General features: G+C 39.4%; 20 protein-coding genes. 15 read left to right on the forward strand and 5 right to left on the reverse strand.

Annotated features, from left to right (window positions below; all coding sequences use genetic code 11):
* Window positions 1–21: 21 nt before the first annotated feature.
* Window positions 22–1281 carry a phosphoribosylamine--glycine ligase gene (gene purD, locus CEF16_RS19815; RefSeq protein ID WP_091585618.1) on the forward strand — a complete coding sequence of 420 codons (1260 nt, stop codon included), beginning with the start codon at window positions 22–24 and terminating at the stop codon, window positions 1279–1281.
* 279 nt (window positions 1282–1560) lie between these two features.
* On the opposite strand, the gene CEF16_RS19820 is transcribed toward purD, so the two are convergent.
* Window positions 1561–1827: a YgaP family membrane protein gene (locus tag CEF16_RS19820; protein ID WP_091585620.1), complete on the reverse strand. Its 267-nt coding sequence runs from the start codon at window positions 1825–1827 to the stop codon at window positions 1561–1563.
* Window positions 1828–2025: 198 nt separating this feature from the next.
* Between CEF16_RS19820 and CEF16_RS19825 the strand changes: the two genes are divergently transcribed.
* The 11 genes from CEF16_RS19825 to gatB all read left to right on the forward strand — a co-directional run bounded on the left by CEF16_RS19825 (window position 2026) and on the right by gatB (window position 16171).
* Entirely contained in the window at window positions 2026–3768 is a 1743-nt protein-coding gene (locus CEF16_RS19825) for an adenine deaminase C-terminal domain-containing protein (RefSeq protein WP_091585622.1), read from the forward strand.
* Between the two features lie 106 nt (window positions 3769–3874).
* Window positions 3875–4972 (forward strand): DUF3048 domain-containing protein, encoded by a 1098-nt coding sequence (locus CEF16_RS19830; protein ID WP_091585624.1) that lies wholly within the window; start codon window positions 3875–3877, stop codon window positions 4970–4972.
* Between the two features lie 48 nt (window positions 4973–5020).
* Window positions 5021–5341 (forward strand): YerC/YecD family TrpR-related protein, encoded by a 321-nt coding sequence (locus CEF16_RS19835; protein ID WP_091585626.1) that lies wholly within the window; start codon window positions 5021–5023, stop codon window positions 5339–5341.
* Between the two features lie 183 nt (window positions 5342–5524).
* Complete coding sequence (locus tag CEF16_RS19840) at window positions 5525–6208, forward strand: hypothetical protein (protein ID WP_091585628.1); 684 nt, start codon at window positions 5525–5527, stop codon at window positions 6206–6208.
* A gap of 233 nt (window positions 6209–6441) precedes the next feature.
* Window positions 6442–7155, forward strand: a complete 714-nt coding sequence (gene pcrB / locus CEF16_RS19845; RefSeq protein ID WP_091585630.1) for a heptaprenylglyceryl phosphate synthase — start codon at window positions 6442–6444, stop codon at window positions 7153–7155.
* Window positions 7156–7188: 33 nt separating this feature from the next.
* Complete coding sequence (pcrA, locus tag CEF16_RS19850; RefSeq protein ID WP_091585632.1) at window positions 7189–9429, forward strand: DNA helicase PcrA; 2241 nt, start codon at window positions 7189–7191, stop codon at window positions 9427–9429.
* Between the two features lie 26 nt (window positions 9430–9455).
* Window positions 9456–11459 (forward strand): NAD-dependent DNA ligase LigA, encoded by a 2004-nt coding sequence (ligA, locus tag CEF16_RS19855; RefSeq protein WP_091585634.1) that lies wholly within the window; start codon window positions 9456–9458, stop codon window positions 11457–11459.
* 207 nt (window positions 11460–11666) lie between these two features.
* A complete protein-coding gene (locus tag CEF16_RS19860) occupies window positions 11667–12857 on the forward strand; it encodes a CamS family sex pheromone protein (protein ID WP_091585636.1) in 1191 nt (396 codons plus the stop codon).
* Between the two features lie 102 nt (window positions 12858–12959).
* Complete coding sequence (gene gatC, locus CEF16_RS19865; protein ID WP_091585638.1) at window positions 12960–13250, forward strand: Asp-tRNA(Asn)/Glu-tRNA(Gln) amidotransferase subunit GatC; 291 nt, start codon at window positions 12960–12962, stop codon at window positions 13248–13250.
* Window positions 13251–13265: 15 nt separating this feature from the next.
* On the forward strand, window positions 13266–14723 hold the full coding sequence (gene gatA / locus CEF16_RS19870; RefSeq protein ID WP_091585640.1) for an Asp-tRNA(Asn)/Glu-tRNA(Gln) amidotransferase subunit GatA: 1458 nt from the start codon (window positions 13266–13268) through the stop codon (window positions 14721–14723).
* 14 nt (window positions 14724–14737) lie between these two features.
* Window positions 14738–16171 (forward strand): Asp-tRNA(Asn)/Glu-tRNA(Gln) amidotransferase subunit GatB, encoded by a 1434-nt coding sequence (gene gatB / locus CEF16_RS19875; protein WP_091585642.1) that lies wholly within the window; start codon window positions 14738–14740, stop codon window positions 16169–16171.
* Between the two features lie 49 nt (window positions 16172–16220).
* Here gatB and CEF16_RS19880 read toward each other — a convergent pair whose 3' ends face one another.
* Together CEF16_RS19880 and CEF16_RS19885 are read right to left on the reverse strand one after the other, a co-directional pair.
* Complete coding sequence (locus CEF16_RS19880) at window positions 16221–16928, reverse strand: metallophosphoesterase family protein (protein ID WP_091585644.1); 708 nt, start codon at window positions 16926–16928, stop codon at window positions 16221–16223.
* A 481-nt stretch (window positions 16929–17409) separates the two neighbouring features.
* A complete protein-coding gene (locus CEF16_RS19885; RefSeq protein ID WP_091585646.1) occupies window positions 17410–17727 on the reverse strand; it encodes a hypothetical protein in 318 nt (105 codons plus the stop codon).
* A gap of 546 nt (window positions 17728–18273) precedes the next feature.
* Here CEF16_RS19885 and CEF16_RS19890 point away from each other — a divergent pair.
* Complete coding sequence (locus tag CEF16_RS19890) at window positions 18274–19167, forward strand: helix-turn-helix domain-containing protein (protein ID WP_091585648.1); 894 nt, start codon at window positions 18274–18276, stop codon at window positions 19165–19167.
* A 90-nt stretch (window positions 19168–19257) separates the two neighbouring features.
* Window positions 19258–20142 carry a diacylglycerol kinase gene (locus CEF16_RS19895; RefSeq protein WP_091585651.1) on the forward strand — a complete coding sequence of 295 codons (885 nt, stop codon included), beginning with the start codon at window positions 19258–19260 and terminating at the stop codon, window positions 20140–20142.
* 36 nt (window positions 20143–20178) lie between these two features.
* Here the strand turns inward: CEF16_RS19895 and CEF16_RS19900 are convergent, their stop codons facing one another.
* Both CEF16_RS19900 and CEF16_RS25005 read right to left on the reverse strand, forming a co-directional pair.
* Window positions 20179–20748 carry a GNAT family N-acetyltransferase gene (locus CEF16_RS19900; RefSeq protein ID WP_245917933.1) on the reverse strand — a complete coding sequence of 190 codons (570 nt, stop codon included), beginning with the start codon at window positions 20746–20748 and terminating at the stop codon, window positions 20179–20181.
* A gap of 229 nt (window positions 20749–20977) precedes the next feature.
* Window positions 20978–21106: a biotin/lipoyl attachment domain-containing protein gene (locus CEF16_RS25005; protein WP_281259196.1), complete on the reverse strand. Its 129-nt coding sequence runs from the start codon at window positions 21104–21106 to the stop codon at window positions 20978–20980.
* A 994-nt stretch (window positions 21107–22100) separates the two neighbouring features.
* Here CEF16_RS25005 and ggt point away from each other — a divergent pair.
* Window positions 22101–23888 (forward strand): gamma-glutamyltransferase, encoded by a 1788-nt coding sequence (gene ggt, locus CEF16_RS19905; protein WP_091585653.1) that lies wholly within the window; start codon window positions 22101–22103, stop codon window positions 23886–23888.
* Window positions 23889–24144: the final 256 nt, after the last annotated feature.

Genomic DNA, 24144 nt, shown 5'->3' on the forward strand with positions numbered 1-24144 from the left:
TCAAAGGAGGATCCTTTTAAAATGAAAGTGCTGGTAATTGGAAGCGGGGGCAGAGAACACGTAATAGCTAAAAAATTAGCTGAAAGTCCTAAAGTGGAACAAGTGTATGCTGCCCCTGGAAATCCAGGAATGCAAAATGCTGCAGAATGTATCGATATAAAAGAAGAGGATCACGAAGGGTTGATCCGCTTTGTAAAAGAAAAGGAAATGGCATTTACTGTCGTAGGCCCCGAAGCTCCTCTACTTGCTGGAGTAGTAAATCATTTCGAAGAAGCTGGACTTAAAGTATTCGGACCTACACAAGAAGCAGCTCTTATTGAAGGCAGTAAATCATATGCAAAATCGTTGATGCACCGTTATGAAATCCCGACTGGATCTTATGAAGTATTTTCTGATTATGAGGAAGCCGCAGCATACATTGAAAAAAAGGGCGTTCCGATTGTCATTAAAGCGGACGGATTAGCAGCTGGGAAAGGTGTTACGGTTGCTTTCTCGAAGCAGGAAGCATTAGCAGCTTTGAGGGACATTTTAGAAGATAATAAGTTTGGAGATGCAGGTTCAGAAGTGGTGCTAGAAGAATACCTTGACGGAGAAGAACTTTCATTGATGGCATTTGTTCATGGTGAAACTGTTGTTCCTATGGTAGGGGCACAGGACCATAAACGCGCTTATAATGACGATCAGGGTCCTAATACCGGTGGAATGGGTGCCTACAGCCCGGTACCACAATTCACCTCTGATGATATTGACCGCGCAGTACGTGAAGTCTTGCAGCCTGCAGCATCAGGTTTAGTAAAAGAAGGACGTTCTTTTACAGGAATTTTGTATGCTGGGCTCATGATGACAGAGAACGGACCAAAAGTTATTGAATTTAATGCTCGTTTTGGGGACCCTGAAGCCCAAGTTGTGCTTCCTAGGTTAAAATCTGACTTGTCTTCTGTCATTCTTGAGTTGTTAAACGGTGGCGTTCCGGAACTTGAGTGGTCTAATGATGCTGTTTTAGGAGTAGTGGCAGCTTCGAAAGGATATCCAGGGTCTTATGAAAAATATAAGCCATTAAATGCGCTGCCTTCTTCGGAACACCTTTATTTTGCAGGGGTGGAAAAAGAAGGAAATCAGCTATTAACAGCAGGCGGACGCGTACTGTTAATAGCAGAAAAAGCTTCTAAACTGAAACAAGCAAGAGATACCGTCTATCAAAAGCTCGAAAAGCTTGATACCGAATATCTTTTTTATCGAACAGATATAGGAGACAAAGCTATTTTTCGAGACAATTCCTAACTAAGTAGTACAAGACCATTAACAATATCTTTTATTTCAAAAACCGGTTTGGCATACGAGAAATTCCACGTGCCGAACGGTTTTTTTAATGTTTAACTTTGTTAAAGGATCAAAGTATAAGCAAAACTACGACTTCCGCCATAAGGACTCGGCGGTAAGCCAAGTTTTCTATTCAAATGATGTAAGCACAATTGTTTTGTAAGATTATCTCTTAAATCAATAGGAAATAACCAGTATGACTTGGTACACTATCATCATACTGTTTACATAAGCTTGCGTTTACAGCTCATTTATCTGCGGGTCAGGTGTTGAAGATCCGGTTTCATCAGTATGGTTCTTTTGAGCAGAGACACTGTCAGTAATCATTTTAGTCAGCGGACAAAAACGTGTAATGCCCTCCGCTACTTTCATAGCTCCCATCATGGCATACAGAAGGTGTCTGCCGTTTCGGCGGTATTTAGTTAATTCTGCAGTAGAACATGCTAAAATGGTTAAACCGCAAGTGATCCGGACCATTGCATTTAATGTACCTATATTAGGTTTCATACTTATATCCTCCTTAATAAAATCTTTGAAATCTTGTCACTTACTTTCATGGAGTAATGAGTGAAATTGTGATAAGATAGGGAAACATTAACGCAAACACTGTTGATGATTTAAAAAAATTGTCTGTTTATTTACGGCAATAAGATGAACATTTGAAAGAACTATACGCTGAAGGACAAAAGAAAGCAGGTGACGATTATGGCAACACAGCTATTTCGTTGGAATAAACAAACGTTGAGACGCCAGCTTTCCGTTATACGCGGTGAATTGGCACCAACCATTGTACTAAAAGACGCAACTTATTTGAGCAGCTCACGAAAATCATGGCTGGAGGGCCATATCTGGATATACGAAGATAGAATCGTTTATACTGGGATAGATTGGCCCGCGAAAACGGAAGGGACAGAAATAATTGATTGCCGAGGCAAACATGTTGTACCCGGTTATATTGAGCCCCATGCTCATCCGTTCCAGTTATATAATCCCCATACGCTTGCTGAATATGCATCGGTGCGGGGAACAACTACACTGATTAATGACAACATGTTCTTTTTTTTAAATATCGAAAAAAGGAAAGCGCTTTCACTTATTGAAGAACTGGATCAATTACCAACTTCGATGTTTTGGTGGGGGAGATATGATGCCCAAACAGAACTAGAGGAAGAAGATGCTTTGTTTTCTCCTTCGAACATGAAGGCATGGCTTGAGCATCCTCTTGTTGTTCAAGGGGGGGAATTGACATCTTGGCCCAAAGTGATGACAGGGGATGAAACGGTTCTGCATTGGATGCAGCATACCAAAGAACTAAATAAACCTATTGAAGGACATTTGCCAGGTGCTTCTTATCGAACGCTTACACAGATGGCTCTTTTAGGCGTGAATGGGGATCATGAAGCTATGGATGGGGAAGAAGCGTTGAGAAGATTAGATGCTGGAATGACAACGTCACTACGTTATTCTTCCATTCGCCCTGATTTGCCGAAAATGCTGGATGAATTACTTGAAGCTGGTATCACGGAATTCCGTCGTTTTACGTTTAACACAGACGGATCCACCCCCTCATTCTACAAGCAGGGGGTTATCGAAAAATCGATAGCTATTGCTTTAGAAAAAGGGGTTCCTGTCATAGATGCTTATGAAATGGGAAGTTATAATTCAGCTAAACACTACGGATTAGACGATTATATTGGAATGATCGCGCCGGGGCGCATCGCTCATCTTAATATATTAGAGGATGTTTATAATCCTGTTCCGGAAGCTGTATTGGCTAAAGGGCAGTGGGTGTTTAAAGACGGACAGAGCTGTTATCCTGATCGGCATTTTTCCTGGGAAGACTATGGAGTGCATCCTTTTATGATTGATTGGGAATTAACCGATGATGATCTGCACTTTTCCATGCCAATGGGAATTGAACTAGTGAACTCTGTAATTTTAAAGCCTTATCAAATAAGTGTAGATGTCACAAACGAGCACCTTTCCGAAGCCCATGACGAATGTTTCTTTGTAATGCTCGACCGTCACGGGAAGTGGCGGATTAATACGGTCATAAAGGGGTTTGGCACTACACTTGGAGGGCTTGCCACTACATTTTCCAATACGGGTGATATCGTATTAATAGGCAAAAATAAAGCTGACATGCGAAGAGCGTTTGAAAAATTAAAACAGCATGATGGCGGAATTTTTATGGTGGAAAATAGCTCTGTCATAGAAAGTATTCCCTTGAAACTATTTGGTTCTATGTCATTAGATCCAATGGAAGAATTGATCAATAAACATGAGAGCCTGGAACTTGCTTTGAAACAAAAAGGCTATCCTCATGAAGACCCGATATACAGCATGCTTTTCTTTTCTTCAACTCACCTTCCTTATATAAGGGTGACACAAAAAGGAATTTTTGATGTTCATAAGAAAACGGTACTCTTTCCTTCGATTATGCGTTAAACTGTAAAAGTGCAGTCATTTAAAATAGGAGTGTATACGGGGCAGCAGCTAATTAATCCGAGGCAGTGCTGAAACTGGATATTAATGTAAAAAAGGATTTGGGGATATGAATAAGTGGATTTTAACCTCATGTTCTCTTTGTTTTCTTCTTCTTTCTGCTTGTTTCGGAGGTGATGAAGAAGTTAAGACACAGCCAGGTGAACAAAGTCAAGTCGAAGAAACGGATGCAAAACAAGAAGAGCGGGAGAATATTATACAAGAAGAATCGGAAGCATCAAATGAAGACGATGACGAACAAGTATACGAAGAAATGCATCCATTAACCGGAGAGATGACAGAAGAAATATCGCCCTACAGGCCGATTGCCGTAATGGTGAATAATCACCCGGCTGCTAGGCCGCAAAGCAGTTTGAGTAAAGCTGACATTGTATACGAAGTATTAACCGAAGGAGACGTAACTAGATTTTTAGCAATATATCAAAGTGAACAGCCTGAAAAAATAGGCCCTGTACGAAGTGCTCGCGGCTATTTTATTGATTTGGCTCAAGGTTACGATTCGTTTTTTGTAACTCATGGATGGAGTCCGGAAGCCGAACAAATCCTACAAAATGGAACTGCTCCGTTTTTGAATGGATTATTTCATGATGGTACTCTTTTCCAACGTTCATCCGACCGTCAGCCGCCTCACAACTCATACATTACCTTTGATAACATTCTAAAGGGATTAGGAAATAAAGGATATGAACTAGAAAAGGAAGTAGAGCCAAATACATTTGAAGAAGAAGCGATCTCGTCTTTTGAAGGACAAGAGGCAAAAGAGGTAGAGGTTTGGTATCGTGATAAATACTCTGTTCAGTTTGAATACAATGAAGGAGAAGAGACATACGAACGTTCTAGTGATCACGAGCCAACCTTAGATGAAAAGAAGAATTTAAGGGTTTCTCCTGAAAATGTTCTCCTTATCGAAGCCCCTCATCAAGTAGTAGACGATAAAGGGCGCCGGCAAATAAACTTTGACGCTGGCGGGGAAGGTCTTTTACTTCAAAAAGGAGAACTTTTACAAGTAAAATGGAAAAATAAAGACGGCCGTATTCTTCCTGAAAAAGAGGGAGAAGACATAGCGTTTGTGCCAGGGCAAACATGGATCAATGTTGTGCCAACTGCATCTGCTCTTGATGATATAGTAAATGAATTACAAGATTAATACATTGCTGTATGAAGAGTACTTGTTTGGAAATGAGGTGTAGCATAATTGCAAATCGATAAGTTAAGAGGTAAAGAATTAGACCAATTATTTAAAGCAATCTTGTCCCTTCGTGATTTAGAAGAGTGCTATGAATTCTTTGATGATCTTTGCACCATCAATGAAATACAATCACTTGCACAGCGCCTTGAAGTAGCACGTATGCTGCAGCATGGCCATACCTATCATAAAATTGAAACAGAAACCGGGGCAAGTACAGCAACGATTTCGAGGGTTAAACGTTGCTTGAATTATGGAAATGAAAGCTACCAGATGACTTTAGACCGCGTACGAGAAGAAGAACAAGGAGAAAAGGAAAATCAGAAATAACACAATGTAAGAAGTTTTTACAACGCTAACTACTCTTTTGGTGACAGGGGCGGCCAAAAGGGTAGTTTTTGTTTACTCCATAGGATGGAGCGTGATTATTGAGTGTATAAATGCAAAAGGCTTCGCTTTTATCCATAAAACGAGCTAGTATAGAAAATAAGTTATCAAGAACAGGGGGCAGACATGACAGATTTCATTGGAAATAGTGTACGTTCCTTTGTTGAACGATTTGGTCTTCATTGGTGTAAACAAAACAATAATCTTAAGCACGCTCTTTATGCTCTATATGGAAAAGAGAGACAAGACATAAATGTACTTATCAATATGCTTGAAGAAGGAATGGTTGATTCTCTGCAAGAATTGAATTCTATAGAGGAATACAAAAAGTACGTTACATGGCTTCAAGATAAAAAAAACGTTTCTGAACAGATGGCAAAATGGGCTGTCCATACCTGGACTAAAGCCATTCTTGACCGTTCCTTTTTGAAAGAGGCACCACCGCCCCCGTCCTATGTTTCCTTTCCCTATTTATATTCCGAGTTATATAAGATGAAATATTCTTCTACTAATTCACAGAAGATGGATTCTAAACATGCAGAACAACGAAGCCTTACCAAACCTTTGCAGCAAAGCAAGGAACAAACTTTATCTACACCTCCCCCTGTTGAAACAAGAAGATCGGTTTGGTGGACAAAAAAATTAATATTACTTGTAATTGCATGTATGATAGTGATTCTTATATATGCAGGTTTCATGTCATTATCTTCAGACAGTCAAACGGAAGTTACGATGTCAGAAGCAGAAAGCCCGTCAAAAGAGGATTGGATAGATTGGCTGGAGGATAAAATCAAAATGAAAATAGACTAATAATCCCAGGTTGTGAAAGCATAGAAAAGGGGGGCAATGATCAGCATTTATTGACCAAATACGGATATAGTGACACTCAATCTGTTATAGAAGATCGTTTTTACAGAGGAACAACCGGCACTTCAGGACAAGAAGTTAGAACCTCCTCTTCAAGCTTTTGAGGAGAATGTATAATGTTTGCTATAATCAATCGTTGAGAAGAGTATTTGTATTTTTAATTTGGAGGAGCAGAAATGCTTTCATATACAGAATGGAAACATGTATTTAAACTTGATCCAGCAAAAGAATTGAGTGATGAAGATTTAGAAGCAATTTGTGAATCAGGAACAGATGCTATTATTATCGGTGGCAGCGATAATGTTACGCTAGACAACACAATTTCTCTTTTAGCGAGAGTGCGGCGTTATTCGGTAGCTTGTGCGCTTGAAGTTTCAACTTTGGATTCTATCACGCCGGGTTTTGATTATTTTTTTATTCCTACCGTGCTGAACGCGGGTGATCCTCGCTGGATTACCGGAATGCACAGACAAGCCTTAAAAGAATACGGTACAATGATGAATTGGGAAGAAATTGTGACGGAAGGTTATTGTATACTTAACAGTGATGCAAAGGTTTCATCTCTAACAGAAGCCGATACAGCACTTAATCAAGAAGATGTAGAGGCGGCTGCAATGCTTGCTGACCGTCTGTTTCATCTTCCTGTGTTTTATTTGGAATACAGTGGCGTTTACGGTGATCCAGCTATCGTTAAAGCTTGTGCTGACACTCTTAAAGATGCGAGACTATTCTATGGCGGCGGTATCAAAACGACTGAGCAGGCAGCAGAAATGGCAGCTTTTGCTGACACCGTAGTTGTAGGAAATATAGTATATGAAGATGTGAAAGCTGCCCTGAAAACTGTAAAAGCAGTAAAAAACAATGGAAGCGATGACGGAAAAAACGTATAATATATTCGAACATATGTTTGAGGTGGTGTACCCATGCAACGACAAATTGTAGAAAAGATGCTCGGCGGAATGAATCCAGAACAAAAAGAAGCAGTACAGCACACAGAAGGCCCTCTACTAGTGATGGCAGGAGCAGGGAGCGGAAAAACCCGTGTGCTCACTCATCGGATTGCTTATTTGATACGTGAAAAAGGGGTGCCTCCGTATGCCATTTTGGCCATCACGTTTACGAATAAAGCAGCCCGTGAAATGAAAGAGCGCGTGGCTAATTTGGTCGGACCGGTGGCCGAAGACATTTGGATGTCGACTTTTCACTCCATGTGTGTAAGGATATTGCGTCGTGATATTGACAGAATCGGCTATAACCGAAACTTTTCGATTCTTGATAGCTCTGATCAATTGTCTGTCATTAAACAAATTTTAAAAGACCAAAATATTGATTCTAAAAAATATGACCCGCGCAGTATGCTTGGAATGATTTCATCTGCTAAAAATGTGCTGGATACACCGGAAAAATTTGCAGAAAAAGCATATGGACCTGTTGAAGAAACAGCGGCAGACGTTTATAAAGAATATCAACGCCGCCTGCGAACCAATCATGCTCTTGATTTTGATGATTTAATTATGATGACCATTAAGTTATTCAAGCAGGTGCCGGAAGTTTTATCTTTCTATCAACGAAAATTTCAATATATTCACGTCGATGAATATCAAGATACAAACAGAGCTCAGTATGTCCTCGTTAACTTACTAGCTGAGAATCACCGGAATTTATGCGTAGTGGGGGACTCAGATCAATCGATTTATAAATGGCGCGGAGCTGATATTGAAAATATCCTTTCTTTTGAAAACGATTATGAAGAATGCAGGTCGATTCTTTTAGAACAAAACTACCGATCCACTAAGAAAATTTTGCTAGCTGCCAATGAAGTCATTAAAAATAACAGCGGACGTAAACCTAAAAACCTTTGGACTGAAAATGATGATGGGAAAAATATACACTACTTTCAAGCTGCGGATGAACGGGATGAATCGGTGTATGTCGTGGAAAAAATAAAAGAAGCGGTGCAAAACGGAGACTACGATTATTCTGATATTGCCGTTTTATACCGTACCAATGCCCAGTCCCGTGTCATGGAGGAAATGTTTTTAAAATCCAATATAAACTACAATATGATCGGCGGTACGAAGTTCTATGATAGAAAAGAAATTAAAGATGTGCTTGCCTATTTACGAGTGGTTGCTAATCCAGATGACGATATCAGTCTTGGCCGCATTATAAATGTACCAAAACGAGGAATCGGTGCAACGACTGTAGATAAAATTGCTGCTTATGCCAACAACCAAGGAATATCTATGTTTGCAGCTCTACAGGAAGCCGATCAAATTGGCTTAAGTGCACGTCCAACCAAAAAATTGCTGGAGTTTTCGGAGCAGCTTGGCAACTGGATCCAATTGCAAGATTATTTATCGGTCACTGAGCTAGTTGATGAATTACTTGAAAAAACAGGTTACCGCGATGCTTTAAAAGAAGACAAATCTCTAGAATCTCAGAGCAGACTAGAAAATATTGATGAGTTTATATCCGTAACGAAAGACTTTGAGAAGAAAAACGAAGACAAATCTTTAATCGCGTTCTTGACTGATCTTGCGCTTGTTTCTGATATTAATCAGGAGGAAGAAGACGATGAAAGCGCAGTTGTGATGATGACACTGCACTCAGCAAAAGGGCTTGAGTTTCCTGTAGTGTTTTTAATTGGAATGGAGGAAGGCGTATTTCCGCACAGCCGCTCTTTATTTGAAAATGAAGAAATGGAAGAAGAAAGACGACTCGCGTATGTAGGTATTACGAGAGCAGAGGAAGAACTGCATCTTACACATGCTCATATGCGCCAATTGTATGGCCGGACGCAGGCAAATCCAATGTCGCGTTTCATTCAAGAACTTCCGCAGGATGTTATTGATGGAATGGAGAAAGAAAACAAACCGGATTGGATAAAGACAAGCATAGGAGGAGCGAATAGCGGAGTTTCTCCATTTGAACGAAAGCGGAAAGCAGCAGTTGCTCCTGCGAAAGGAAGAACCATATCAGCGTCGACTGGCGGAAGCAGTTTCGACTGGCAGGTTGGCGATAAAGCGGAGCATAAAAAATGGGGTACAGGAACTGTAGTTAGTATCAAAGGAGAAGGGGAAGATGTTGAACTCGACGTAGCGTTTCCTACAGAAGGGGTTAAACGTCTCTACGCTAAATTTGCTCCGATTTCAAAAGCCTAACGCAGAGTTAGAAAGGAAGGCAGTCAATGAATCGAAAAGATGCAGAGGAGCAGGTCGAAAAGCTCCGGCAATTATTAGATAAATATGGCTATCATTATTATGTGCTGGATAATCCGCTTGTCCCAGATTCTGAGTACGACGAAAAAATGCAAAAACTCATGACATTAGAAGAAGAATTTCCAGATCTTCAAAGTAATGATTCACCTACGGTTCGTGTAGGAGGACCACCTTTAGAAGCATTTGAGAAAGTACAGCATGAAATCCCAATGATGAGCCTTGGCAATGCTTTCAACGAACAGGATTTATATGATTTTGATCGAAGAGTTCGACAAGTAACAGGAGATGACGTTCAATATACATGTGAGTTAAAAATAGACGGTCTTGCTGTTTCGTTGTCGTATGAAAATGGAAGCTTTGTCCGCGGAGCAACACGAGGAGACGGTACAACAGGAGAAGACATTACGAGTAATTTAAAAACAGTAGGCTCGATTCCGCTTCGGCTGCGAAAACCAGCTGACATTGAAGTGCGTGGAGAAGTATTTATGCCAAAACACTCCTTTGAAAGATTAAACGAGGCAAAAGAAAATGCGGGAGAAATGTTGTTTGCCAATCCACGAAACGCGGCAGCAGGTTCCTTACGTCAGCTTGATCCTAAAATTGCTGCTAGCAGAAATCTGGATATTTTCTTATATGCAATAGCTGATGATAAAGGGATAGGATTAGAAACTCATTTCGAAGCTATTACTTATATGAAGGAGTTAGGATTTAAAACAAATCCGGAAAGCAAACATTGCAGCAGTATAGAAGAAGTTCTTGAATATGTGAACAGCTGGGTAAACCGCCGTAACGATTTACGTTATGAAATCGATGGGATTGTTATAAAAGTAGATGATCTAAAGCAGCAGCAAGACCTTGGCTTTACAGCCAAAAACCCTCGCTGGGCTATTGCGTATAAATTTCCCGCCGAAGAAAAAGTGACTACACTGACAGGCATTACTCTTTCCGTCGGACGAACTGGGGTTGTTACTCCTACCGCACAATTGAAAGCAGTAAAAGTTGCTGGAACGACAGTACAGCGGGCTTCACTTCATAATGAAGACCTCATTCGCGAGAAAGATATTAAAATAGGCGACCAAGTCGTTATCAAAAAAGCAGGAGACATTATTCCTGAAGTAGTTAGAGTGTTAGACGATCTGCGTGAAGGAAATGAAAAGGACTTTGAAATGCCTACAGAATGTCCTGCATGCGGAAGTGAACTTGTTCGGCTTGAGGAAGAAGTAGCACTTCGCTGCATCAATCCACAATGTCCTGCTCAAATGCAGGAAGCGTTGATTCATTTTGTCTCTAGAGATGCTATGAACATCGACGGGCTGGGTGAGAAAGTTATTCAGCAGCTTTTCAGCCACAATCTTGTAGCAGGAATTGCTGATTTGTATAAGCTTGAAAAAGAAGAGCTTCTTAAGCTTGAACGAATGGGAGAGAAATCTGTCCAAAACTTGTTAAATGCCATTGAAGCGTCTAAAGAAAATTCTTTGGAAAAGTTAATATTTGGTCTTGGCATTCGGTTTGTCGGTTCGAAAGCAGCAAGAACCCTAGCTGAACATTTTGAAACGATGGAACATCTGCAAACAGCTTCTTCTGATGATTTGCTTGCTATTTATGAAGTTGGTGAAAAAATGGCAGATTCTATTGTCAGTTATTTTGAAAAACCGGAAGCTGCAGTGTTAATAAATGAACTAAAAGAACTCGGTGTTAATATGACTTATAAAGGACCGAAAAAAGCAGCGACTGCAGTTGATTCTATTTTTTATGGGAAAACTGTTGTTTTGACTGGTTCCTTAGAGAACGTAACGAGAAAGGAAGCAAAACAAAAAATAGAATCATTTGGCGGAAAAGTCACAGGAAGTGTCAGTAAAAACACAGACTTGCTTATTGCTGGTGAAGATGCAGGATCAAAGTTAACCAAAGCCCAAGAAATTGGAGTAGAAATATGGGGAGAAGACCAATTTTTAGAAGAAGTTGATTCGTAAGTTCACATTCTCGAAATAAAAGTACAATGTTAAGGAGAGAGGATGAAACCTTTCTCCTTGTCTCTTTTAAAATACTATTTTTTTCACTTGAGAATCTTTGTCAGTCGTTCTATGATGGAATTTGAGCTAGTTGAAAAATAGATATTGTATTACATAGATAAACGTATGACAGGAAAAAAGTTCCCGGGGAAATGAGGAGATAGAAACATGTGGAAGAATACGGGAATGATTGCGTTATCCTCTCTTCTTTTATTATCAGGTTGTCTGCCCGGTTTAGAACCTGATGATGAAGGAGTGGATATCGATCAAGATGATGAGGAAGAAGCGGACGTAGAAGTAAGTCCTGAAATACCAAGTTTGGATAATTACTACCGCAGTATTTTACAGGATGGACAGTTTATACACGGTGTAACAAGGGGATTCAATACGGATATTGTTTATAACCGAATGGATTTAGAGAGAATGGAAGTGGGCATGCAAGAGATTGCCTCTGAAGAATTTAACCAGAACGAATATTTCTTTCGAGAAGGGCAGTTTATCAATAGAAATGAATTGAACAGCTGGCTTATGAGAGAAAAAGAAGGTAGTGAAGAGGAAGAAGGGAATCCAGACGGACTAAATCCTCCGCTTGGGAGCGGAGAAAGCTTTGAAGAGCAGGAGAGTTCGCAGCCAAGGGTCCTCTCTAATATTCTTGAACATAATTACGTATTTGAAAACGAAGAAGGAAACCTTCAAGTGGGAGGACTCGTAATAGGTCTGTCCATGAATAGTGTTTATTATTTCAGGGAGCAAAATAGTGATGGCACATATGGTCCGTGGCTAAATGAGACAATAAATGAACAAACCAGTTTAGAGGAAGGCAAAAACTTAGCTAATGAAGTTCTTGAGAGATTGAGAAATGAAGAAAGAGCGGAGGGAGCATTGTCTAGTGTTCCGATTATGTTTGCTATTTTTCGTGAAGCTCCTCGCGATTCCACGGTTCCCGGTGAATTTATTGCGACAGCAGTGGCTCCACCTGAAGAAGGAATAGGTGATTGGCAATCTTTAAATGAAAAACATTATCTCTTTCCATCTAATAATGCAGATGAGGAACAAAGAGACGATGCCGAAGCTTTTAATCAGTTCAGAAATGATGTTAATCAATTTTTCGAAAACTATGTCGGGGTAGTCGGAGAAGGATATTACCAAAATGATGAATTAAGAAGCCTCTCCATCGAAATACCGATAACGTTTTACAGTAAAACAGAAATCATTGCTTTGACTCAGCATGTTACTGACCGATTAGAGCAACGCTTTCCAGATGAATTAGAAATAGAAGTGAAAATTTCATCCACAGGCGGAGAAGAAGCACTGGTTGTAAAAGAGCCAGGTAAAGATCCATTTATCCATGTGTATTAATCAACAACTTAATGGGCAATGGCGCTGATACGTTGCCCGTCTTTTTCTTATTTGGTATCATCTATATATTGTGAAAGAACGAATTAGGTGGAGGTGACCGGAATGGCCCGTATTACAAAAGATCAAGTGAAACACGTAGCTCATCTTGCTCGTCTGTCTGTAACAGAAGAAGAAGTGGACACTTTCACAGAACAGCTTGATGCTATTATCGGATTTGCAGAGCAGCTTAATGAGCTTGAGACGGATGGGGTGGAACCTACCACTCATGTGCTTGATATTCATAATGTATTACGTGAAGATGAGCAACGCCCTTCATTAGATCGTGAAGAAGCGTTAAAAAATGCACCCGACCAAGAAGATGGACAGGTAAAAGTGCCGTCAGTGCTAGAGTAAAGGAGGGAACGATAGATGTCTATTTTAGAAGAAAGCTTTTCATCGATACATAAAAAGCTTCACAATAAAGAAATAAAGGTATCAGATCTAGTGGATGCATCTTACTCGCGAATTAAGGAAGTAGACGATAAGGTACAAGCATTTTTGACATTGGATGAAGAGGGAGCTAGAGAACAAGCAAAAAAATTAGATGAAGCACTAGAAAGCGATGATACGAGAGGTCTTTTGTTTGGACTGCCCGCAGGAATAAAAGATAACATCGTAACAAATGGACTTCGTACTACTTGTGCAAGTCAGCTGTTATCCAATTTTGAACCAGTTCATAATGCTACCGTTATAAATGGGTTGGAGAACGCAGAATCGGTTACAATAGGCAAATTGAACATGGATGAATTTGCGATGGGATCTTCTAATGAAAATTCCGGTTTTCAAACGACTCGCAACCCTTGGAATATAGAATATGTTCCTGGAGGATCAAGCGGCGGTTCTGCAGCTTCAGTGGCAGCAGGAGAAGTAACTTTTGCTCTTGGTTCTGATACAGGCGGATCGATTCGTCAGCCAGCTTCATACTGCGGTGTCGTAGGCTTAAAGCCAACATACGGCCGTGTATCCCGTTTTGGACTTGTTGCCTTTGCCTCCTCTCTTGACCAAATTGGTCCTTTAACACGTACTGTAGAGGATAATGCGCTTGTCCTTGGAGAAATTGCAGGGCATTGTAAAAAAGATTCCACATCTGCAGACGTTTCTGTACCGGATTATCTTTCGTCCCTAATAGGTGATGTAAAAGGACTGCGAATTGCTGTACCGAAAGAATATCTTGGAGAAGGGGTCAATGAGGACGTAAGACAGCGCGTACTTGAGGCTCTTAAAGTATTAGAAGAACAAGGAGCAACTTGGGAAGAAGTATCCTTGCCACATTCTCAGTATGCTGTAGCCGCTTATTATCTACTTGCTTCGTCTGAGGCATCTGCTAACCTGGCTCGTTTTGACGGGGTTCGTTACGGAGTTCGTGCAAAAAATCCAAATAATTTGATTGATATGTATAAAGAAACACGCAGTAACGGTTTCGGTGACGAAGTAAAACGCCGTATTATGTTAGGAACATTTGCTCTAAGCTCCGGGTATTATGATGCATATTACAAAAAAGCTCAAAAAGTACGTACATTGATTAAACAGGATTTTGATAAAATTTGGGAAGACTATGATGTTGTGATCGGACCAACTGCTCCAACAACTGCCTTTAAAGTAGGCGAAAAAATTGACGATCCATTAACGATGTATGCAAATGATATTTTAACTATTCCGGTTAACTTGGCAGGGGTTCCTGCAATATCAGTTCCTTGCGGTTTTTCAGAAGGATTGCCAGTTGGTCTGCAAATCATTGCTAAACCATTTGAAGAAGGAACAGTATATCGAGTGGCACACGCTTATGAACAAGCGACGGATCATCATAAAGTAAAGCCGGAACTGTAAGGGGGGAAAAGAAGATGAAATTTGATACGGTAATTGGACTAGAAGTCCACTCAGAATTAAAAACAAACACAAAAATCTTTTGTAATTGCTCAACTGAATTTGGAGCACCACCAAACACACATACTTGTCCAGTATGTCTCGGTCATCCTGGTGTATTGCCTGTGTTAAACAAACGAGCAGTAGAATATGCGATGAAAGCAGCTCTTGCACTAAATTGTGAAATTGCGGAAGAAACGAAGTTTGACCGTAAAAACTACTTTTATCCTGACAACCCGAAAGCATACCAAATTTCTCAGTTTGACAAACCAATTGGAGAAAATGGCTGGATTGAGATTGAAGTAGAGGGCTATAAGAAAAAGATTGGGATTACCCGCATCCATATGGAAGAAGACGCTGGAAAACTGACACATGATGAGTATGGAGCTCATTCCCTCGTTGATTTTAACAGGGTTGGTACACCTTTAATTGAAATCGTATCGGAACCGGACATTGAAACACCAGAAGAAGCCTATGCATATTTAGAAAAATTAAAAGCTATTTTGCAGTATACGGAAGTGTCAGACTGTAAAATGGAAGAAGGTTCGCTGCGCTGTGATGCTAATATTTCATTGAAGCCGGCAGGGCAGGAAGAGTTTGGTACGAAAACAGAGCTTAAAAACTTGAACTCTTTTGCTAACGTCCAAAAAGGACTTGCTTTTGAAGAAAAGCGCCAAGAACAAGAATTACTTTCCGGCGGAGAAATTCTTCAAGAGACCCGGCGCTGGGATGACGCGAAAAAAGAAACGATTCTTATGCGTGTAAAAGAAGGATCAGATGACTACAGATATTTCCCAGAACCAGACCTTGTGTCTCTTTACATTGATGAAGACTGGAAAGCTAAAATCAAGGAAGATATTCCAGAGCTCCCAGATGCACGAAAAGCTCGTTATATTGAAGAATATGGATTGCCTGAATATGATGCGGGAGTCATTACGCAATCCAAAAATATGTCTGATTTCTTCCAGGAGACGATTAATCAAGGAGCAGATGCAAAGCAGGCTGCTAATTGGCTGATGGGTGAAGTGAATGGTTATTTGAATTCGGAAGGCTTAGAATTAAACGATGTCGCTCTCTCGCCGGAAAGTCTTGCAAAGCTGATCAACTTAATCGAAAAAGGAACCATTTCAAGTAAAATCGCCAAAAAAGTTTTCGCTGATGTTATGAAAGAAGGCGGAGATCCAGAACAAATTGTAAAAGACAAAGGGCTTGTACAAATTTCAGATGAAGGCGAATTGAAAAAAATCGTGGATGGTATCCTTGATAATAATGCACAGTCCATTGAAGACTATAAAAACGGAAAAGACAAAGCGCTCGGTTTCTTAGTTGGCCAAGTTATGAAAGAAACAAAAGGGAAAGCTAACCCGCAGATGGTTAATAAGCTGATCGTAGAAGGAATGGACGAACGTTAATAATTGAAAGAAACATACCCCCTTTGCTCCAGAGGAGTGAGGGGGTATTTTAAGTTTCAATAGTGACAGACTCGGTGTGATATTCTCCGTTATGATAAATAAGTGCATTTAATTGTTTATTAAACCCAGCTCCCCCGTCTATTCCAATTTTGTCTGGCTGAAACCACACTTCTGCGTCTTCTTGAAGTGTCATCGTAGGGGTATGTCCAAAAATAACTTTTTTTGTGGTAGAGACGGTATTTTCTAAGAAAGGGGATCGGATCCATAACAACTCTTCTTCAGGTGTTTCTTTCCAATTTTCCAGAGAAGGGTTAATCCCGGCATGGACAAGAATATGTTCATTCGTTTCTATATAGTTTTCAAGATTCTTTATAAATTGATAATGTTCAGCGAATTCTTTTGTTATCCATTTATGGATTTCGTCAAACGAATCCTTTAACACCCGGTTTCCCGCATAACTTTTTAAGGTTTCTCTTCCGCCATTTTGTATCCATAACGATACATCAATGTCGTCTGCATTTTCAAAGGCATCAAGCATCATACGCTCATGATTTCCTTTTAGAAATACAACATGCTCTCCTGCAATTTGTTGGAGTTGAAGCAAATAACGAATAAGCTGATTGGATTGAGGGCCGCGGTCGATGTAATCCCCCAAAAGATAAAGCTGGTCTTTTTTAGGGTCATAGTTTAATTGACTCAGAAGAGAAGTGAAAGCTTTAAATTGGCCATGAATATCAGAAATAAAAATTTCCCGCATAATAATGTCAATTCCCCCTTACTCTGTCTATACACGTAAACATTCCCTTTTGAACGAGGAAAAAAACGCAAATTCCTGCTGTTGTATGTAAAGCGGCAAGCAGTATGACTTATACACGACAAACTGTTCTAAAAGAAAGATCTTCTAAGAAAATATGCATATTACAGAGGTGCTTTTAGATAGTTTGATTAGAAACGTCTTATGTGATAACCAAGGTATATATTAAAGAAAGTGAGGCTGTCTCAAAAGTTATGAAATCATCTAACAACTGAATATGCTAGACTCGTGCGGGAAATATGGCAGTGGGAAGACCCCGAAGTGAGTATATTTCAGGTTCGTTTGCTGAGAATTGACTTATAGGAAAGCTCCTAAAAAAAGAGGCCTGGTATAATAACCAGGCCCACGAGGAGGAAGTCTTTCCATTTATCAAAAATGGAAACAAAAGAAGACAAGGGGGCAAAGCTTTCTTTTGTTTCACCTGTTAAGCAAATAGCGCAACATTTGTATATTGTTCCAACTGATATTTCATATATTCAAAATCCCGGTTTGTGGCATTTTCCAACATATCAACAAGCAGTCCAAAAGATATAGGTTCTGTATCTAAGGTGTCTTTAAGAACAGATCTATCTGCACTCCAAATGAGAGACATCATTTCAATAAAAGGAATTTTCCCCTTTATATGTGGAGCTTTGTAATAAACAAAATCCCGCAAAGCGCACAAATCATCCCTGTTGAAAACATTTTCATATTTTTCTAGAAATAAACAAACAAACGCTTCGACTTCCCTGCTTGGATTCATTGTGATCCTCCTCTCACCGAGACAATTTTTATATTGAACAAACATATGGACTCAGGGATAAGCCTGGTCTTTCTCATACTGCTAGAAAAGCATAAAATTCAGCGGGTAACAGTATAAGACAAACATGGTTTTCACTCACAGAATTGACGAAAAAAACCATGTCTTTCTAAAAAAGAATCCCCTGCGAATAAGACAAGGGTTAAAAAAGGGGGTAGCTTGGTTGTGGTGTAAAGATTGTCCAAAAAAATGAATAGTTATTAATAAGCGTGTGGCAAGGATACATCTAAAGTACTTACATCACCAGTAGATGCTAGTACGGCTAAAATAAAAACTATCATACTCAAAGCTTGTAATTTTCTCACAATAATTCCTCCCCACTGATTTTTTTTATTATTGATTTCATCCTGGGTATATTGTTACACAAATTGAAAAAAAACACATCTGCCTTTATAAGGTATGAGAGTAAATGAGGGCTTTTAAAGTAAAAATTTCATGGTAATATACTAATTAAGAGAACTATAGTACTCTGTAGTTGGAGGGAAAATAATGGAAGGATCCTCACTAGGGATCAAGTTAAAAGATTTAAGAGAATACTACAATGTCAGTCAAAGAGAGCTGGCCAAAAATATATGTTCACAAAAGGCGGTTTCAAAAATTGAAAGAGGAGAAACACAGCCTACAGCAGACATATTGCAGCAGTTGGGATTAAGACTGGGGGTGGACATCAGTTATTTTTTTGAGGAACAAGAAGCTCCAAGATTTAATTATATACAAGAAACGAAAGATAAGATAGAGGATTTGGTTAGTAAATGGAAATATAAAGAAGCTGTTGAAATTATTAAAGAAGAACTAAAAAATCCTTTGTTTCGAAAGGCTACTCATCGAAAGTTTTTATTATGGAAAAAAAGTGTTTGTCATTTCAACCTCACCCAAGAAAAAGAAGACGCTATAGAGTTACTGAAAGTGGCAATGGACATAGAAACTCATTCTAAAAAAACAATTACAAATGATGATATAGGGATTTATATTAGCCTTGGAAATATGTATTCAGACACGCAAAAGTATGAACAAGCGTTATATTATTACGAGCAAGCAAAAAAAATGGCAAAGAAATTACCGGTTCATGGAAGTGCACCGCCAATTTATAAGCTTTATTATAATCTTAGCATTGTGTATTTTCGATTGCATAATTTTGAAGAAGCGGTAAAAGTTGCTGATGAAGGTATTAATTTTATTTTCAAAAAGGACTCTTTATACCTTCTAGGAGAACTATATTATCAAAAAGGAATTTATCTCTTTTATTCTGGAAAAAAACGTGAAGCCCTTCAAAATATGAAAAAAGCTTTGTTTGTGTTTGAAGAAAAAGGTCAAGACCGTTTTTATAAATTTGTGGAAACAAATTATTTAGGTTTTCAAAGGGCTGCTAGAGATAATGTTTAGTTCCATACTAATATCGGCTTATTAGAAAACATTTTGAATATGATATAGTATAAAAAACAAGATGGAATATATATAATTAGGAGAACAAACATGAAACATGCACGTATCATTTATAACCCGACATCGGGTCGAGAACAAATGAAAAAGCAGCTGCCATATATTTTAGACCGCCTGGAAATGGAAGGGTATGAAACCTCTGCTCACATGACCAAAAGAGAAGGATGCGCGAGAAAAGAAGCAAGAAGAGCCGGAATATCCGGCTTTGACATGGTCGTGGCAGCCGGTGGGGACGGCACTATTTTTGAAGTAGTAAATGGCTTGGCAGACCTTGAAACACGTCCGAAGCTAGGGTTAATTCCAGCAGGGACGACCAATGATTTGGCGAGAGCTCTTGGGATTAGCGGAAATAATATTGAACAAGTCTGTGACGTGCTTTGTTCAGGGAAAAGCCGCCCTATTGATATTGGAAAAGTGAACGACCAATATTTTATTAATATTGCAGCGGGCGGTAAACTGACCGAGTTAACATATGATACTCCAAGCAAGCTGAAAACCATGATGGGGCAGCTCGCTTATTACGTAAAAGGGTTTGAAAAGCTGCGGTCTTTGAAACCGAAATATGTAAAAATGGAGTATGATGGCAAGTTATATGAAGGGCAAATTATGATGTTTCTTATTTCTAATACAAATTCGGTAGGGGGGTTTGAGAAACTACTTCCGAATGCTAAATATAACGATGGTATGTTTGACATGATTATTATTAAAAAAACGAACCTGCCGGAACTTGTCCGTATCGGTACACAAGCGTTAAATGGAGAACACCTTCACCATGAAAAAGTAATATATGTACAAGCAAACAGAATTAAAATCGATGTCGAAGGAGACATGCAGCTCAATTTAGACGGAGAGTACGGGGGGAAACTTCCAGCGGAATTTGTTAACCTTCACCATCATGTTGAAATGTTTTGTCCATAAAACGGATCAGGCTGTTATAACCTGATCCGACTTCTGTCATTTTTTCCATTCATGTTTTAACAGACCGTAAATATTTATATCACGGCGTACACCTTTAACGAGCATACACTGTCTTAATGTACCTTCGTATGTCATGCCTAATTTATCCATTACACGCATGGAATTTTTATTTTCTGTATAGCACCGTGCTTCAATTCGAACAAGACCCATTCGTTCAAAGCCGAAGGAAACAAGTTTCGATGCCGCTTCAGGTATGATCCCCTGCCCCCAATAGTATGGTGAGAGAACATAGCCAATCTCTGCAGCGGCATGCCCCTGTTCCCACCACACATAATCAATTGTTCCAACCAATTCAGCTGATTCTTTCCGTTCTATTCCGAATGGAGCGATGCTACCCTGCTTGTATTTTTCAAATGCAATATCTAAAAATTGCTGTGTGTCGTCGGTTGATCGGTGTGTATCCCACAGGACATGCTCACTGACTTCGGGTCTAGAGGCATAGTCAAATACAGCGTATAAGTCCTCCTGATGCAGCCTTCTTAAACGTAATCGCTCCGTTTCTAAAAAAGGAAACGGATAAAATACGCCAGATGCTTTCATGGACATAAGGAATCCCTCCCTTCAAACTACAAAGGGATTCGTGAAATTAAGTGGTAATTCCTTCCTATTTTTTATCTTTTTTCGTTTTGTTTCCTTAATTGAGATGTGAAATTCTTGATATGCTGAAACGCAATTTAACCATCAACTTACATTTGTGGACGTTCAGCCTATTTTGTTTACAAAAGAAAGTGGAAAAAGTTTTGTGAGACGTTTTTATACTAGTCTCTCGTCCTTTTTAGTCACTGCCTGACAATAGCATGTCATCTTCAATCATAGCGAGGAGCGTTTTCCGAAGAAATTTTTTACTCGTGGTAACATTAACATTTTTAATAATGCCGCTCACCCCAATTATTACTTCTGACACTTCTCCGTTCTCCTTTTGAATGGAAAAAACAAGGGTTCCCATTCATAGTGATGACCATGGGCCAGTCGAAATCGATACAATTCAATAACCGAAAAGCTTGCAAAATCTATTGCAGGCTTTTTTGAATAAAGTTTGATTAAAATTTTTTCCGTTAGCTAAAAATAAAGGATGTTCTTTTTTGAAATTATAAATTTTTGTAATTAAAAAAAACCTTTTATTATAGGGGCATTTTAACGGAATAACGAAAAAGAGCCCAATTTCTCTGTATTAAAATAAAGAAATTGGGCTCTTTTTAATATTCGATTTTCCTTACCGTTGTAAATCCTATTTTCTGACGCTCCACCAAATTAGCAAATACGAAACATTTATGAAAGGAAAATAAATTTACCTTTATAAGCTATTTCTGACAAACCATCAATATAAGGGAGGGCTTATAATCATTCTAACCCTCTTTCCTTTGCGTGTGAACAAAAAAATTTCTCTTGCGTAAAAGTTCTCTGTCGACTTGTTACTGACATGAACTCGTAATAAATCGACTGAAGCAAAGACACCGTTAACACCAGAGTAATTATTTTAGATCAAGTAACTTTTGTAAACAAAATGAAAAATTCCCTATATAATGTAAATTTATATGGTAAAATAATGTAAATAGGGCTTGATTATTAGAGGTGACTTCATGGACTATATTGCTCACATAAGAAATATAGATAAAGTACAGGCAGGTTCAAGAACTTTTTAATGGGAGTCAGTCAGCTGTCAACCCTTTTGGAAGGAGATAGGAGGTGAACGTTTAGACTATCTTGTAGGATTACTCCATGATGATGGAAAATTAAGTGGTTCCTTTCGCGATTATTTTTCAGAATATGACAAAAATTCTGATTATAACCTAAAAAGAGTAAGTGTGGACCATTCGACAGTTGGCGGAAAATTGTTATTTAAACAATTTCATCAGAGAAATTAGGGTGAACCAACTTTAAAAAAGGAGCTGAAAAACATGAAGGTCACAGCAACAAAGGTTTTATCTATAGTTCTTATCATTTTTTTAATCGGAAGTGTATCCCCTCTGCAAACTTTAGCGAAAAATCAACAAACAGAGACAGAGGAAGTAGCAGAAGGCACAGATGGTATGGTTTCCACCTCTCATCCATTAGCAACAGAAATTGGGGCAGAAATTTTAAAAAAGGGTGGAAATGCGGTTGACGCTTCTGTGGCTGTTCAGTTTGCATTAAATGTGGTAGAGCCGTATATGTCAGGGATTGGCGGCGGAGGGTTTATGATGGTTTATGATGCTGACACAGAGGACATATCCATTATAAACAGCCGCGAACGCGCACCTGAGGGTGCCAAACCGGATATGTTTTTAGACGAAGATGGTAAAATTATTCCATTTTCAGTTCGGTCGACAAGCGGTGATGCAGTAGGTGTTCCGGGTACATTGAAAGGATTGGAGGAGGCGCTGGACAAATGGGGCACGCGCCCTATACAGCAGCTCATCACCCCCGCCGTGAAATTAGCGGAAAAAGGATTCGAAGTGGACAGACAGTTAGTACAAGCCATTGAAGAAAATGAAGGAAAACTATCAAAAAGTGCGGCTGCTGACGTTTTTCTTCCCGATGGAAAACCGCTGGAAGAAGGAACAATATTTAAGCAAGAAGATTTAGCTCATACGTTAAAATTAATTCGTTCTGATGGATCCGACGTTTTGTATGATGGAAAAATCGGCAAAGCATTGGCAGAAACCGTTCAGGACTTCGAAGGAAGTATGGCAGAGAAAGATCTTCAAAACTACGACGTTACAGTGGATGATGCTGTATATGGAGACTATAAAGGGTATGAAATTGCAAGCATGCCTCCTCCAAGCTCTGGCGGTTTGTTTCTCCTGCAAATGATTAAAATGTTAGAAGACTTTGATATTAGTCAGTATGATAGCCGCTCTGTTGAAAAATATCATCTATTATCTGAGGTGATGAGGCTTGCTTATGCGGACCGGGCAGCTTTTGCAGGTGATCCAGAATTTGTAGATGTACCAATGGAAGGACTCCTGCATCCGGATTATATTCAAGAAAGAAAAGGCTTATTGTCTGTGGATGAAATAAATGAAAATGTCAAAGCAGGGGATCCGTGGAAGTATGAAGATGCGGAACAAACGAAAGAAGTAGTAGAACAAGAAGATGACAAAGAAATTGGTGAAACCACACACTTTACGGTAGCCGACAAATGGGGGAATGTGGTCTCCTATACAACGACGATTGAACAAGTATTTGGCACCGGTATAATGGTTCCAGAATATGGGTTTATGTTAAATAATGAGTTGACTGATTTTGATGCCAGGCCAGGCGGTGCTAATGAAGTACAGCCAAACAAACGGCCGCTGAGCTCAATGACGCCGACCATCGTGTTAGAAGATGGAAAGCCAGTGTTAACCTTAGGGTCACCAGGCGGACCGACAATCATTGCTTCTGTGCTGCAAACATTTTTAAATATCATAGAGTATGATATGGATTTAAAAGAAGCTATAGAAGAACCGAGAATTTATAACTCGCATACTTCCTTGACCAGATGGGAAGAAGGAGTGCCGGAAGAGGTCAGAGAAGATTTAGTAGAAATGGGACACCGTTATGAAAACAGCCCGCGATCCATTGGAAACGTCCAAAGTATTTTAATAGATCATGAAAACGGAACGTACTATGGAGCAGCTGATTCACGCAGGGAAGGAGCTGCAATGGGGGTATCGAGCAACGGAAACGGATTGAAACTCAGTCTTAAATTGAAATTGAAATAAAAATTTAAGGAGAAGGAGCCTATAGGTGGAAAATGGCTCCTTCTCTTTCATGCCGTGCCCCTATTTTAAGTCTTGAGAGCTTGAAAGGCTAGGTGTGAAATGGTATCCAGACACTTACTTGGAGATGTTTTTACTAGATAGGATTATGCCTCTTGGGATACTTGGGGAGAAGAAAGCTCATTATTAACCCTTGGTTAGAAAAAATGTTCCAAAATAATAAACGATTTAATTGTGAGCAGGGTATAAAAATTAGCCA

Source organism: Alteribacillus bidgolensis (genome assembly GCF_002886255.1).
In the GTDB taxonomy this organism is placed as follows: domain Bacteria; phylum Bacillota; class Bacilli; order Bacillales; family Marinococcaceae; genus Alteribacillus; species Alteribacillus bidgolensis.